This is a genomic window from Halomonas huangheensis, from assembly GCF_001431725.1.
Lineage (GTDB): Bacteria > Pseudomonadota > Gammaproteobacteria > Pseudomonadales > Halomonadaceae > Halomonas > Halomonas huangheensis.
The window spans coordinates 4,632,961-4,645,564 of the sequence record NZ_CP013106.1; the positions used below are offsets into that span (position 1 = coordinate 4,632,961).

Annotated in this window: 11 protein-coding genes; 1 reads left to right on the forward strand and 10 read right to left on the reverse strand. The window is 57.6% G+C overall.

Annotated elements, in window-relative coordinates; translation table 11 throughout:
• Positions 1-5: 5 nt before the first annotated feature.
• Both AR456_RS20165 and AR456_RS20170 read right to left on the reverse strand, forming a co-directional pair.
• Positions 6-1,163 (reverse strand): HlyD family secretion protein, encoded by a 1,158-nt coding sequence (locus tag AR456_RS20165; protein ID WP_021819408.1) that lies wholly within the window; start codon positions 1,161-1,163, stop codon positions 6-8.
• 29 nt (positions 1,164-1,192) lie between these two features.
• Positions 1,193-2,737 carry a DHA2 family efflux MFS transporter permease subunit gene (locus AR456_RS20170; RefSeq protein WP_021819409.1) on the reverse strand — a complete coding sequence of 515 codons (1,545 nt, stop codon included), beginning with the start codon at positions 2,735-2,737 and terminating at the stop codon, positions 1,193-1,195.
• Between the two features lie 368 nt (positions 2,738-3,105).
• Between AR456_RS20170 and AR456_RS20175 the strand changes: the two genes are divergently transcribed.
• Positions 3,106-3,402 carry a YciI family protein gene (locus tag AR456_RS20175; protein WP_021819410.1) on the forward strand — a complete coding sequence of 99 codons (297 nt, stop codon included), beginning with the start codon at positions 3,106-3,108 and terminating at the stop codon, positions 3,400-3,402.
• Positions 3,403-3,629: 227 nt separating this feature from the next.
• Here AR456_RS20175 and AR456_RS20180 read toward each other — a convergent pair whose 3' ends face one another.
• From AR456_RS20180 to AR456_RS20215, 8 genes are all read right to left on the reverse strand, one after another.
• Positions 3,630-4,394, reverse strand: a complete 765-nt coding sequence (locus AR456_RS20180) for an SDR family NAD(P)-dependent oxidoreductase (protein ID WP_021819411.1) — start codon at positions 4,392-4,394, stop codon at positions 3,630-3,632.
• On the reverse strand, positions 4,381-5,718 hold the full coding sequence (hisD, locus tag AR456_RS20185) for a histidinol dehydrogenase (protein WP_021819412.1): 1,338 nt from the start codon (positions 5,716-5,718) through the stop codon (positions 4,381-4,383). The genes AR456_RS20180 and hisD (AR456_RS20185) overlap by 14 nt, the downstream gene beginning before the upstream one ends.
• A gap of 25 nt (positions 5,719-5,743) precedes the next feature.
• The gene (locus AR456_RS20190; RefSeq protein WP_021819413.1) at positions 5,744-6,550 is read right to left on the reverse strand and encodes an HpcH/HpaI aldolase family protein; all 807 of its coding nucleotides are present in this window, start codon (positions 6,548-6,550) and stop codon (positions 5,744-5,746) included.
• A gap of 160 nt (positions 6,551-6,710) precedes the next feature.
• Complete coding sequence (hisD, locus tag AR456_RS20195; RefSeq protein ID WP_021819414.1) at positions 6,711-8,066, reverse strand: histidinol dehydrogenase; 1,356 nt, start codon at positions 8,064-8,066, stop codon at positions 6,711-6,713.
• A gap of 378 nt (positions 8,067-8,444) precedes the next feature.
• Complete coding sequence (locus AR456_RS20200; RefSeq protein ID WP_021819415.1) at positions 8,445-9,452, reverse strand: LacI family DNA-binding transcriptional regulator; 1,008 nt, start codon at positions 9,450-9,452, stop codon at positions 8,445-8,447.
• Positions 9,453-9,492: 40 nt separating this feature from the next.
• The gene (locus AR456_RS20205) at positions 9,493-10,590 is read right to left on the reverse strand and encodes an ABC transporter ATP-binding protein (RefSeq protein ID WP_021819416.1); all 1,098 of its coding nucleotides are present in this window, start codon (positions 10,588-10,590) and stop codon (positions 9,493-9,495) included.
• 6 nt (positions 10,591-10,596) lie between these two features.
• Positions 10,597-11,487: a carbohydrate ABC transporter permease gene (locus AR456_RS20210; RefSeq protein ID WP_021819417.1), complete on the reverse strand. Its 891-nt coding sequence runs from the start codon at positions 11,485-11,487 to the stop codon at positions 10,597-10,599.
• Complete coding sequence (locus tag AR456_RS20215) at positions 11,484-12,530, reverse strand: carbohydrate ABC transporter permease (RefSeq protein WP_021819418.1); 1,047 nt, start codon at positions 12,528-12,530, stop codon at positions 11,484-11,486. Before AR456_RS20215 ends, AR456_RS20210 begins: the two co-directional genes overlap by 4 nt.
• Between the last annotated feature and the right edge of the window lie 74 nt (positions 12,531-12,604).

Consider the following 12,604-nt stretch of genomic DNA (forward strand, 5'->3'; position numbering starts at 1 on the left):
TCCCGTCAGCCGTGGCGAGGACCATCCGCGGTGGCATCGATGTCGACCTCGACCATCATGCCGGGGCCGATCAGATCGATCGGACCATCGTCCAGCTCGATGCGTACCGGGATACGCTGGGTGATCTTGGTAAAGTTGCCGGAGGGGTTGGGGTCAGGCAACAGCGCGAACTGGCTGGTCGCGGCACGTCCGATGACGGCGACATGGCCATGGAAATCACCATCAGGAAAGGCATCCACGGTGATGTCCACTGTCTGCCCAAGGCGTAATTCGCCAACATCGGTTTCCTTGATGTTGGCCTCGACCCACAATCCATCGGGATCATGCATCATCAGAATCGGCTGGCCAGCGCTGATGTATTCCCCCTCATCGATCAGCGTCTTGTCGACCACCCCGCTGATCGGGCTCGGCACCTGCAGATCGTCAAGACGAAGCTGCTGCTGGGCTAACCGCGAGCGGGCCTGGGCCAATTCCTGGCTTGCCACTGCCAGTTCGGCGCGGATCACATCGGGATTGGGCAGAGGCATCTGCGAGCCGCCGATGAATCCGACCTGGGCATTGTCGGCCTGGGCCTGGCTGACCGCTACTTCCTGGGTCGCTTGATGAAACTCTGCCTCGGCAGATTGCAGCACGTAATAGTCCTCGTCACGCTGCTGCTGTGAGACCGAATGGTTGGCCAGCAACGAGTTGGAACGCTCGTAGTCCTTGCGGGCCTGCTCCAGCCGCGCATTGGCAGCATCCATCGCCGCTCGGCTGGCTTCCAGTTGCTGATGGGTAATATTCACACCGCCGTCTAGCTGTGCCTGAGCCAGCTCCAGCCGTGAATTCTGGTAATCCACCTGCGCCTGCATGGCAGCCACACCCGCCTGTAGCGTCTCGAGCTCACGCTCGTCCGGCTGGCTGTAGAGTTGTGCCACGACGTCATCCTTGGCCAGGTTCTCGCCCTCGATGATCGAGAAGTCGGTTACCCAACCCGAGAGGCGGCTGCTGACCGTCACCTGATCGGCCATCACCCGGGCATCCTGAGCGCTGACATGGGTCAGGCGATGATGGATCGCCAGTCCGGCCCAGACCAGGCAGGCCAGAACCAACAGTGTCATCAGCACCAACCGGAGAGTACTGGGCAGGCGACGGGAAGCGGCTTGCGAAGATGGCGATGTCATGTTGAATGTCCTCGAACGAGCGAAAGGGATTAGGCATAACGCCAGCGACTGAGCAATACAGAGGGGATAGAGATGATCAACAGGCTACCCACCAGCAACCAGAAGCCATCCTGGTAGGCGAGCATGGAGGCCCAGATCGACTCCACACGCCCTACCAGGTAGCCAGCCATGGCCTGCTGCTGGGTATCCGGGACGCCGAGACGAGCAACCAGCTCGGCGAAGCTACCGAGACTCTCGTTGGCCATGGCGTTACCGGCATTGACGCCAGCATTGAGCTGATTGCCATGCAGCGCAGTTTGTCGATCGAGCAGGATCACCAGCCCTGCGGTGCCCAGCGCCCCACCCAACTGCATGGCGAAGTTGATCGCACCGGAGCCGTGCCCGGTCAACTTGAGGGGTAGCGCGGCGATGGCATTGGACAACGTCGGCGGTGGATAGGCCGCCATACCAACCGCCATGATCGCCATGTTGCCGGCCAGAAAGGCAAAGGATGTATTCCAGTCCATATGCGCCATATGCCATACCGAGAACACTGTGCAGGCCAGTCCCGGCAGGGTGATCCAATGTGGTGGATGACGATCGCTTAGCCAGCCAACCACTGGCACCAACACACCGAGCACCGCAGTCGATGGCACGAAGATCATCCCGGCGGTCACCGGGCTGTAATGCAGCACCGACTGCACGAACTGTGGCAGCAGGTACATCACGCCATAGAAGGAGCCGCCGAACAGCAGCATCGCCAGCGTGCCGACCACGAAGATGCGATAGCGAAAGATCGATAGATCCAACAACGGATGCTCACTGCGCTGCTGCCAGATCACGAAAACCACGGCACAGAAGAGCGAGAACAGCACCAGTACCGGCACTCGAGGGTCATCCCAGCCCCAGCGCTGCCCGTTGGAGAGCGCGGTCAGGATCGAGAAGACCGCAGCGAACAGCACCACAACGCCCACCCAGTCGAAGGGCGGGCGCGGGCCCTTCTGCTCACGGGGCGGCAGGAAGATAGAGCCCATCACTACTGCAGCCAGGCAGATCGGCAAGGTGATGAAGAACACGTAGCGCCAGGTGAAGTTCTCCACCAGCCAGCCGCCGATCACCGTCGCTAGCGTCAGAGGCAACCCCAGACACATGCCGTACATGGCCAGAGCCATACCGCGCCCTTCTGGCGGATAGGCAGCAAACAACGCCTGCATGGCTACCGGTCGAATCAGCCCGGTCATCGCACCTTGAATGATGCGAGCAGCAATCAGTGCTGCCATGCCCTGCCCCATACCGCCAAGGATCGAGGCAGCGATGAACACCAGTAGCAGGCCCATGAAGGTGGCACGCTGTCCAACAGCGGCGACAAACCAGGGCGCCACCAGCAGCGACACCGTGGTGGACGCCAGGAAGCCGGTAGAGAGCCACTGCACCTGAGAGTCACTCATGCCAAAGGCGCCCTTGATGTAGGGAATCGCCACGTTGACGATGGTGATCGACATACCGAGTGCCACCAGGCCCAGCATCACGGTAAGGGTTACCCACAGCCGATAGCGAGGGCCATAGCGTTCGAAGAGACGCTCCACCTGGGTCATGGAGTGCGCCTCGCGCGGAGTCGAGACAGGAGCGGAAGAGTGTCATTCAGCACCGGGGCTCTCCTTGATGCAGTCAGAGTATGACCCAGGAGGCATCGACGGACACTCTGGCCAGAGCATGATTCGAGATGACACACGAGAATCAGGCCGGCATCCGGGAGACGCCAGCCCAGGGGGAAACAGCAAGTCATGGGATCGTTGCAAGCTAGCTTATGATTTGTTTGCTAACAATCCTACCGCACCCCGACGAAGAAACACAGGGGGAGGCTCGGAGACAAAGCATCATACATACATGCTAGAGTCCCTTCGGGCTTGCCTACGCCCTGGCGTTGCGCATCGTCATTATCACAACCAACCGGGAATAACTTATGCAGCAATACGCTCTGGTGGCATACGACTATACGGATGATGGTGCACTGGATCGCCGTCTGGCCTGTCGCGAAGCCCATCTGGAAGGCATCCGAGAACTCGTCAGGCTGGGAAACTTCATCAGTGGCGGCGCGATTGTGGATGACGAAGGCAAGATGATCGGCTCAAACGTACACTGCCAGTTCGACAACCGCAGCGAGCTGGATGCCTGGCTGGAGCGAGACCCCTACGTTACGCAAAAGGTCTGGGAGCATATCGAGATTCGCACGGTCAAGTTGGTTGACCTGGGTGCCTGAATAACGCGACACCTTCACAACAAAACGGCCACAGGTTAAATGCCAATGGCCGCTTCTCTCGACATTTACAAGACGCACAAGGGCGCTCATCAACTGCGCCGCACGACACCGCAATTTGCCGGCGAAGTCATTTATTCACGCTGTTCAATGCTCGCTATCACGCTGTCTTGTATACATTTCAAGTTCAATCAATTACTCAACGCTTGAGGTTCAAGTCGGCAAACCACCTACTCCGCTGTCCAACCACCATCGATCTTCAGTGACGTGCCCGTTATCAGCGAAGCGGCATCAGACGCCAGGTATACGGCAGCGCCCATGATGTCTTCGACCGTGCCCACTCGGCCCAGCTTGATCTTTTCCAGTAGCCACGAGACCTTTTCCGGATCGTCGAATGTCTGCTCGGTCAACGGTGTTCTGATGAAGGTGGGGCAAATGGTGTTGATGCGAATACCGTGCTGTCCCCATTCGATGGCCATCGCTTTGGTAAAGCCCTCGACAGCATGCTTGGTGGCACAGTAGACCGCTCGATCCGGCCCACCGACATGCGCCATCTGGCTGGAGATATTGATCAGTGAGCCACCGCGCCCTGCTGCGACAAGGCCTCGGGCAACTGCCTGGCTCAGGAAGTAGGCACCCTTGAGATTGACGTCGACGACGGCATCGAAGTCATCGCTGGCGGTTGCCAGGGCCGGACCATGTCGCGCCAGGCCTGCCGAATTGATCAAGATGTCGTAAGGCCCACTACGCTCGATTTCGGCTTGCATATGCGCAATATCCGCGACATCGAGCACCAGTGATTCTACCTGCTGGCCACGCGCACGCAGCTCACTGACACAGGCATCGAGCTTCTGCGGCGAGCGTGCCGCCAATACTGTATGAGCGCCGGCATCCGCCAGCGCTACAGCACACCCCAGGCCAATGCCGGAAGAGGCGCCAGTCACCAGCGCCCGCTTACCCGCAAGAGAAAAGGAAGGTGGGTTAGGCAGTGACATCGGGCTCCTCCGCCATTACCGCAGGCTCACCGTACCCGACCTCCTGCTTGCCATAGCGGCGAACACGAAGGTTGGCCTGCTCCGCATGACCCACGAAGCCTTCCAGCAGACAGAGTCGAGAGCAATATGCGCCGATGCTGGCCGCCGCCTCATCAGTGGTGACACGCTGATAGCTATGCGTTTTCAGATACTTGCCTACCCACAAGCCACCGGTATAACGACCGGCCTTGCGCGTCGGCAAGGTATGGTTGGTACCGATAACCTTGTCACCATTGGCGACATTGGTGCGCGGGCCAAGGAACAACGCGCCATAAGCGGTCATGTTATCGAGGAACCAGTCATCGCGATCGGTCATGACCTGAACATGCTCAGATGCCAGTTCATTGGCGGTTTCGAGCATCTCGTCATAGCTGTCGCAGAGGATGATTTCACCATAATCGCGCCAGCTCACCGATGCCGTGTCGGCGGTGGGCAGAATCTTCAGGATGCGCTCGATTTCGCTGAGAGTGCCTTCTGCCAGTGTGCGCGAGTTCGTTATCAGCACGGCAGGCGAATCGTACCCATGCTCCGCCTGACCCAGCAGGTCGGTAGCACACATTTCCGCATCGACCGTCTCGTCGGCAATCACCAGGGTCTCGGTCGGCCCGGCGAACAGATCGATACCGACACGCCCAAAGAGCTGCCGCTTGGCTTCGGCGACGAAGGCATTACCCGGCCCCACCAGCATATGCACGGGATCGATGGTTTCGGTCCCCAGCGCCATGGCACCAACGGCTTGAATACCGCCCATCACGTAGATTTCGTGCGCCCCGCCAAGATGCATGGCGGCAATCACCGCAGGATTCGGCTCGCCATGGAACGGCGGTGTTGCTGCGATGATACGCGGCACGCCAGCGACCGATGCCGTTGCTACCGACATATGCGCCGAGGCCACCATCGGAAACTTGCCACCCGGCACGTAACAGCCGACAGACTGCACGGGGATGTTCTTGTGGCCGAGGATGACACCGGGCAGCGTTTCGACTTCAACGTCACGCATGGAGTCACGCTGAATCTGCGCGAACGCCTTCACCTGCTGCTGGGCAAAGCGAATATCGTCCATCTGCTGCTTCGGAACCCTGGCAATCAGTTGCTCGATTTCCGAGTCCGACAGGCGAAAGCTGGCCGGCGAGTATTTATCGAACTTCTCCGACATTTCACGCACGGCGGTATCGCCACGCGCTTCAATATCGGCCAGTGCGGACTCGACCGCCTGCCGTGTGTTGTGATGATTCGTCGAGCGCTCGGCTTCGCTTTTGCCGCGTTTCAGATAGGTTACTGCCATGCTGTCAACTCCCGTTGGCTGCTTGTTATTTGATGGATGCTGGTAGGCTGGATGAGCCTTGAGTCGCGGCCTGATCGATAGCGGCCTGGAAGCGCTCAGCCAATGCGTCGACTCCCTGAGCCATAAGGGTGTGGTCTGAACCGACGACCATGAAGCTGGCCCCCGCCGCCATCAACGGCTGCAGGTCCTCACCTGGCGCACAGTAAAGTCCGGTTGCCGCTTGCTCTGTACCGAGAATCTGTTCCACCTGACCGACAATTTCCTCGGCGAAGAAGCTGGCAAAGCCGCTGGACACCGCAAGATCCGCGCGGCCGATGAACAGTGCATCAACGCCATCAACGGCGGCAATCTGCTGGTACTCCTGCGCACCTTCAACGTCTTCAATCTGACAGATCAGGCATGTTTCCTGAGCGGTATCACGCAGGTGCTCGGCAAACGGGCGACGTCCGTAGGATGCAGCGCGCGTGGTGCCCGCAAAGCCACGACCACCCGGCCCGTAGTACATCACCTTGGCCAGCTCTTCGGCCTGAGGCGCCGACAGCACATGCGGCACGATGACACCGGCAGCCCCACTATCGAGTACAGCGAGCAGATTTTCCGGGGAGCCAACCGGCACACGCACCAGCAACGGGCATTGCACGGCACGACCGGCGATCATCGCCGCATCCAGCGTTCCGCGATCAAAAGGCGCGTGCTCCATGTCGAGTATCAAGAAGTCGAGCCCGGACGCCCCCATCACTTCAATGATGATCGGGTGCGGTGTCTTGATGAAAGCACCGAGTAAAGGCTCACGACGCTGGAGCCGCGACTTGAAATCGCTGAGAACATTCATGAAACACCTCTAAATGAAGGCAAGTCTGGGGACTGGAAGCCGTGCTGAAGATCAGTTGTGAAGATCAGTTGTGAAGAACCGTGCTGAGAGCACTGCCTCCCACCAGGAGGCAATGACACAACGGACCACAGGACCAGGCATCTAGATCAAGGCGCCCGCATCAGGCCCCGAGTCGATCCAGTCGAATCTGTGCCGCCCTGCGATGCCCTTCCAGGCCCTCACTGGCACTCTGGCGTGCAGCCGGAGGAGCCACCTGCTGGATGCCTTCATCCGTCAGCCACTGGTGGGTCGCGGTCTTGATGTAGGTCCCCACCCACAGGCCCCCGGTGTAGCGACCTGCCGCCATGGTTGGCAGCGTATGGTTGGTGCCGGAACACTTGTCGGAATAGACAACACTGGCCGCCTCACCGATAAACAGCGAGCCGTAGCACGATAGCTTCGCGGCAAGAGCTTTATCGTTCTCGGTATGAATCTGTAAATGCTCGGCGGCAACATGGTCGGAATAGGCAATCATCGCCGCTTCGTCGGCGACCAGCGCAATTTCGCCATAATCCTGCCACGCCGGGCCAGCAGTGTGTGCGGTGGACAGGCTTTCAAGCTGACGATCCACCTCGACCAACACCGCCTTCGCCAGTGCTTCGTCGGTGGTGATCAGGCCAACGCGAGTCCTGACATCATGCTCGGCCTGAGCCAGCAGGTCGGTGGCGATCAGTTCCGCATCACCGGTGTGGTCGGCGAGCACGAAAATCTCGGAAGGCCCAGCCAACTGGTCGATACCGACTGGGCCGAAGACCTGGCGTTTAGCCTCGTTCACGAATGCATTACCGGGGCCAACGATCTTGTCGACTCGCGGCACGCTCTGAGTACCGAATGCCATGGCAGCAATTGCCTGGGCGCCACCAATACGGAAGATGCGATCAGCACCGGAAAGGTGGCAACCCGCAATCATCGCTTCGTGAGCATTGGGCGGCAGGCAGGCGATAATCTCGCCCACGCCAGCGACCTTGGCCGGCACGATAGTCATGATCGGTGCAGAGAGCAGCGGATAGCGGCCACCTGGCACATAGCAACCCACACGCTCGAGCGGAATGTTGCGGTGCCCCATGTGTACGCCCGGCAGGATCTCGACATCGATCTCCGACAACGACCCGAGCTGCGCCTTGGCGAAGGTGCGCACGTTGTTGATTGCGAACTCGGTGTCCTTGCGAGTCTGAGGATCGAGATTGGCGACGGCCTGCTCACGCTCGCTATCCGTGACTTCGAATACTTCGAGATTGGCGTTATCAAACTTCTGCGAGAACTCTCTGACCGCAGCATCACCCTGTTCACGCACGCGTGAAAGGATATCTGCCACCAGGCTCTCTACCTGACCGCTGTCAGCCCCGGCATCACTCTTGGGTGCCTTGATGAAGGTAGGCGCTTGTACAGAGTTCGGCGCCAGCGTCCTGTCACCTTGAGCTGCCTTTGGTTCTTGAACATCTGGTTCTTGAACATCCGTGACCTGGTCAATGCTCATGATCTTGTCTCTTGCAGGAGGATTTCCCCTATAAGTACCAAGCATTGAATACGTTTTCAATTTTGTTCGGCAATCACCAAGTACGACCTTAGGCTAACAAAGTAGCGGATAAATATTAAACAATTGATAAAAAAGAATTTTATCAAGATGGATCACCGACAAAAGACAGCGGATCGACCATCATTTATCAATGAATTCGTACCCAAAAAAGACTAATGCGCAATTGCCAAGGGAACCAAAAGACGGCTGCACGCCAGCCCTGCGGCTGATCTGCGCAGCGAGCGTTCCGAAGAGGAGTATTCTGGAGGATTGGTAGCCATCACGAAGATGGCCGTAGAGCAGCGATTGCGGGACGCGGGCACTTTTCTCAGGCGAGGTCTAATCGCGAGTGGTGCCGCGCCGCACCAGCGTCGGCGGAATTCTCAGCTTGATAGGTAATGGGGTCTCGGGCTCCTCGATGGCTGTGATCAGCTCAGTGACCGCCTTGGACACCATCAGGTTGACGTGCTGACGCACCGTGGTCAGGTTGAAGCTGGGCCACGCCGCCTGCGGAACATCATCGAAGCCAACCACCGACACATCTTCGGGTATCCGCAGACGGAACTCGCTACGAATAACGTCCATGGCCGCAAAGGCCATATGGTCATCGGTGACGAACAAGGCATCAGGCGGATCGGGACGGTCGAATAGCTCATGCGTGGCCTCGACCGCTTCGGCGTAGTGGAAGTTACCGACAGCGCGAGAGTGCAACTCCTGGCCTTCGGCCTTGAGCGCTTCCAGAAAGCCACGCTCACGTTCTATCTGGGTCGAGGCTCCCTCATAACCCGCCAGATGCGCGATGCGTTCTGGCCGTGAGGCCAGCAACGCCTGTGCCGCCAGCGAGCCACCGCGCAGGTTGTCGGTCGTCACCGCCATCAGGTCGAGGTCGGGCTGATCGCGATTGAACAGCATCACCGGAATCGACAGGTCAGCACAGCGCTGCGCCAGTACCGATGACATCGACACCGACACCATGATGATCCCGTCGACTCGGTAATCGAGTATCTGCTGCATCACCGGCTTGACGTCACCGACGGTGCGCGAGGACATGAACAGGAGAACGTGATATCCGCTCTCCTGAAGAGCAGCCGACAGCTTCTCGATGACTTCCGGGTAGAACTGGTTCTCCAGATAATAGACTACCAGGCCAATGATCCGACTCTTGCCGGTAATCAGCGAACGGGCCAATACATTGGGCCGGTAGTCGAGCTCTTCCGCCGCCTTGCGAATCTTTTCCGCCATTTTGGCCGAGAGTGAAGCCCCCGGGGTAAAGTAACGTGATACCGCCGATTGGCTGACACCCGCGTGGCGAGCTACATCCACCGAAGTTACGCTTTTACCCGCCATCAAGATCTCCGTTCATCAGTGCTCTGGTCTATCAATGCCATCAAGTTGCCATTGCCATGGGCGCGCCTACGGCAGCGCAATCGGCCGAGGTATAAATGGCTGCCCCTGTCTCATGGTCAAATAGCTTACATAGTGAAGGGTCGATACGTGCCGAAACGTCTGTGCCAATGTTGGCCCGGTAATCCTTGGGCGCCTTGAGATTGACCAGCTCGTTCGCGACCCGAACCGCCACCATCGAAGAGTCTCCCAGCAACTCGAGGGTATAGATCGGTGCGTTGATCTGCCCTTGCGAGGCAACCAGCTCAACATCCTCGGCCCTGAACCCCAGCGTCACCTTACCGGAGATATCCGTGGGAAGCCCCTCGATGCGCATATTCTCTGCGCTGAAGACGCCATTCGAGATATCACCACTGACAAGGTTCATGGCCGGGGAGCCGATAAAGCTGGCCACAAAGGCATTGGCAGGGCAATCATAGATCTCTGTTGGAGTACCCACCTGTTGGACCACGCCTTGGTTCATGACTACCACACGATCTGCCAACGTCATCGCTTCGATCTGGTCATGAGTGACGTAGATGGTGGTCGTTTTCAGCCGGTGCTGAAGATTCTTGATCTCCGCCCGCGTTGTGACGCGTAGTTTAGCATCCAGGTTGGACAGTGGCTCATCCATCAAGAACACCGTCGGCTCACGAACAATCGCCCGCCCCAGCGCAACACGCTGGCGCTGGCCGCCCGATAGCTCCGCCGGGCGACGCTCCAGCAACTCGGTCAAATCGACCATTTCCGCAGCCTCCATGATCCGCTCGTGATGCTCGCTCCTGGGCACCTTGCGTACTTTAAGCGGAAAGCGGATGTTCTCGTAAACGGTCAGGTTCGGATAAAGCCCGTAGCTCTGGAAGACCATGGAAATGTCTCGATCCTTGGGTTCCAGATCATTGATGACACGGTCTCCAATCAGGATTTCACCACCAGAGATACTTTCCAGACCGGCAATCATGCGCATGGTCGTGGATTTTCCACAGCCCGAGGGGCCCAGCAGAACAATGAATTCCTGGTCGGCGATCTCGAGGTTGAAGTTATTGACGCCCACGACTGAGCCCCAACGCTTGCAGACATTCTTGAGATGAATACTGGCCATGATTTCTTATCCTTTTACCGCGCCAGCGGTAAGACCGCTGACAATATAACGTTGGAAAAACATCACGAGCATGAATAACGGCACCGTGGCCGAAACCACCGCCGCAACCGCATACATGATGGCCCCATCAGACTGCACGGTGCCGAGGAATGAGTTGATCTTGGGCACCATGGTCTGGTTGTCCTGACTCAGCAGCATTGAAGTCACAGCGAAGTCGTTATAGGAGAGCAGAAAGCTGAACAACCCCGTGGTGATGACGCCTGGCCACATGACCGGCATTACCGCCAGCCGAAACGCCTGGAAGCGTGTACAACCATCGACCATGGCGCTCTCATCGAGATCCTTGGGTATCGACAGGAAGAAGCTGTGCAACATCCACAAGGTAAACGGCTGATTGATGGCAACCAGTACAATGATCGAGGTCGGAAGTGCACCCCAGATGTTCATCTCGAAGAATGGCATCAGATAGCCAGATACCAGCGTGATATGCGGCATGGCTCGGAATACCAGCGCTGCGATCAATATCCAGAACACGTATTTCTTCCTGGAGCGTGATAGCGCATAGCCACCGAGCGTACCGAACACCAGGCTGATCGCAGTAACACTCACCGTGACAATGGCAGTGTTGAGGAAGGCACGCCAGAATTCGCGATCGACCCAGGCCCCCTCGTAGCCTTCCATGGTGAAGGCAGAACCTGTCGTTTGAAGGGTCTTGACGCCGTAGAGAGCATTTTCCCAGGTTTGCCGACTGAAGAAGTCTGCCTCGACCTTGAAGGACCCCCACAGCGTCCACAGGAAAGGGAATGCCGCGATGACCAGCCATATCGCCAACAATGCGAAGGCAATGACTGACGCTTTCTTTTTGTTGGCGTCAGCAGGAGATGCCGCAATAATCATGATGCGCTCCCGTCAGGGTTCTTTTGTTTGAAGTTGCGCCAGGTCCTCATCAGAACGGGGATCAAAAGGATAACGACGCAGATAACCGTAAGCACCGAAGTCGATGCCGCCGATCCATAGAGCTTGTCGACCTGACCATTCAGATCGTTGTAGATGGACCACGAAAGCGAGGTCGCATTGGCTTCCGCCGAGAAACCAACGATGGGCTCGAAAATACGGAAGTTGTCCATCATCAGAACCAACGCAAGGAAGGTCGTCAGCGGGAACAGATGCGGAATCACAACGTAGCGTATCCGCTCCCACTTACTGGCCCCATCGATCATTGCGCTTTCCAGTGTATCCTGTGGAATTGTCTGGAGACCGGCGTAATAGACCACAAAGGGAAAGGGCGCCATGTGCCATATTCCATAAACAATCAATGTCACCCACGTCAACACAGGGGATGCCTTGAGCGACAGCTCTGGATCATTGAAGATCATCTGTAATGTCGCGCCGATGATGCCATTGGAGTTGATCATCCAGAACAAGGTTAGCGAGCCGATCAACGGTGTGACGATATAAGGAAGCAACGACAGGAAAATCACCGGCCCCTTGAGCTTCTTCGGGATATTATTGACGGCCATGGCAACCAGGAACCCAACAATCATTGCCAGCGGTGTCGCCAAAAATGTGTAGGCGATCGTAAAGGCAAGTGCCTTGTAGAACGGCAGGTTATAGATACGCGAAACAGTCTCGCCAATACTCTCAGTGCTCTCGAATATTGTACCCAGCTCATCGACGGCCAGGTGACCTCGATCAAGGTAGGTTCCGAGTCCATTGAACTTCCCCAATGGGGCCTCTTCTATCAAATTCTCCGTCGCCTCTACATCAATATGCGTTGTCTGCTCACAACCAAAAGGCCCGCAATCCTCCGCCAGGCTCAGTACCTTGTCATGCTCGGTATAGAAGGATTGAACAACGATCGATCCGGTCGGCAAGACGATAAAAAGAAACATGGCCAGCAATGATGGCAACATGAATGAAAAGAAGCTGCGATGCGTCATGGGGCGCCTCTAGTAGCAAGATGGGGCGAAATCGGTCGATATACGTCGTCAGCATTGTTATCGGTTGCTGGTGC

What these genes read in the sequence shown, in the direction of transcription:
- AR456_RS20165 (WP_021819408.1), bottom strand. Translation starts at nt 1,163, where the DNA reads ATGACATCGCCATCTTCGCAAGCCGCTTCCCGTCGCCTGCCCAGTACT.
- AR456_RS20170 (WP_021819409.1), bottom strand. Translation starts at nt 2,737, where the DNA reads ATGACCCAGGTGGAGCGTCTCTTCGAACGCTATGGCCCTCGCTATCGG.
- AR456_RS20175 (WP_021819410.1), top strand. Translation starts at nt 3,106, where the DNA reads ATGCAGCAATACGCTCTGGTGGCATACGACTATACGGATGATGGTGCA.
- AR456_RS20180 (WP_021819411.1), bottom strand. Translation starts at nt 4,394, where the DNA reads ATGTCACTGCCTAACCCACCTTCCTTTTCTCTTGCGGGTAAGCGGGCG.
- hisD (WP_021819412.1), bottom strand. Translation starts at nt 5,718, where the DNA reads ATGGCAGTAACCTATCTGAAACGCGGCAAAAGCGAAGCCGAGCGCTCG.
- AR456_RS20190 (WP_021819413.1), bottom strand. Translation starts at nt 6,550, where the DNA reads ATGAATGTTCTCAGCGATTTCAAGTCGCGGCTCCAGCGTCGTGAGCCT.
- hisD (WP_021819414.1), bottom strand. Translation starts at nt 8,066, where the DNA reads ATGAGCATTGACCAGGTCACGGATGTTCAAGAACCAGATGTTCAAGAA.
- AR456_RS20200 (WP_021819415.1), bottom strand. Translation starts at nt 9,452, where the DNA reads ATGGCGGGTAAAAGCGTAACTTCGGTGGATGTAGCTCGCCACGCGGGT.
- AR456_RS20205 (WP_021819416.1), bottom strand. Translation starts at nt 10,590, where the DNA reads ATGGCCAGTATTCATCTCAAGAATGTCTGCAAGCGTTGGGGCTCAGTC.
- AR456_RS20210 (WP_021819417.1), bottom strand. Translation starts at nt 11,487, where the DNA reads ATGATTATTGCGGCATCTCCTGCTGACGCCAACAAAAAGAAAGCGTCA.
- AR456_RS20215 (WP_021819418.1), bottom strand. Translation starts at nt 12,530, where the DNA reads ATGACGCATCGCAGCTTCTTTTCATTCATGTTGCCATCATTGCTGGCC.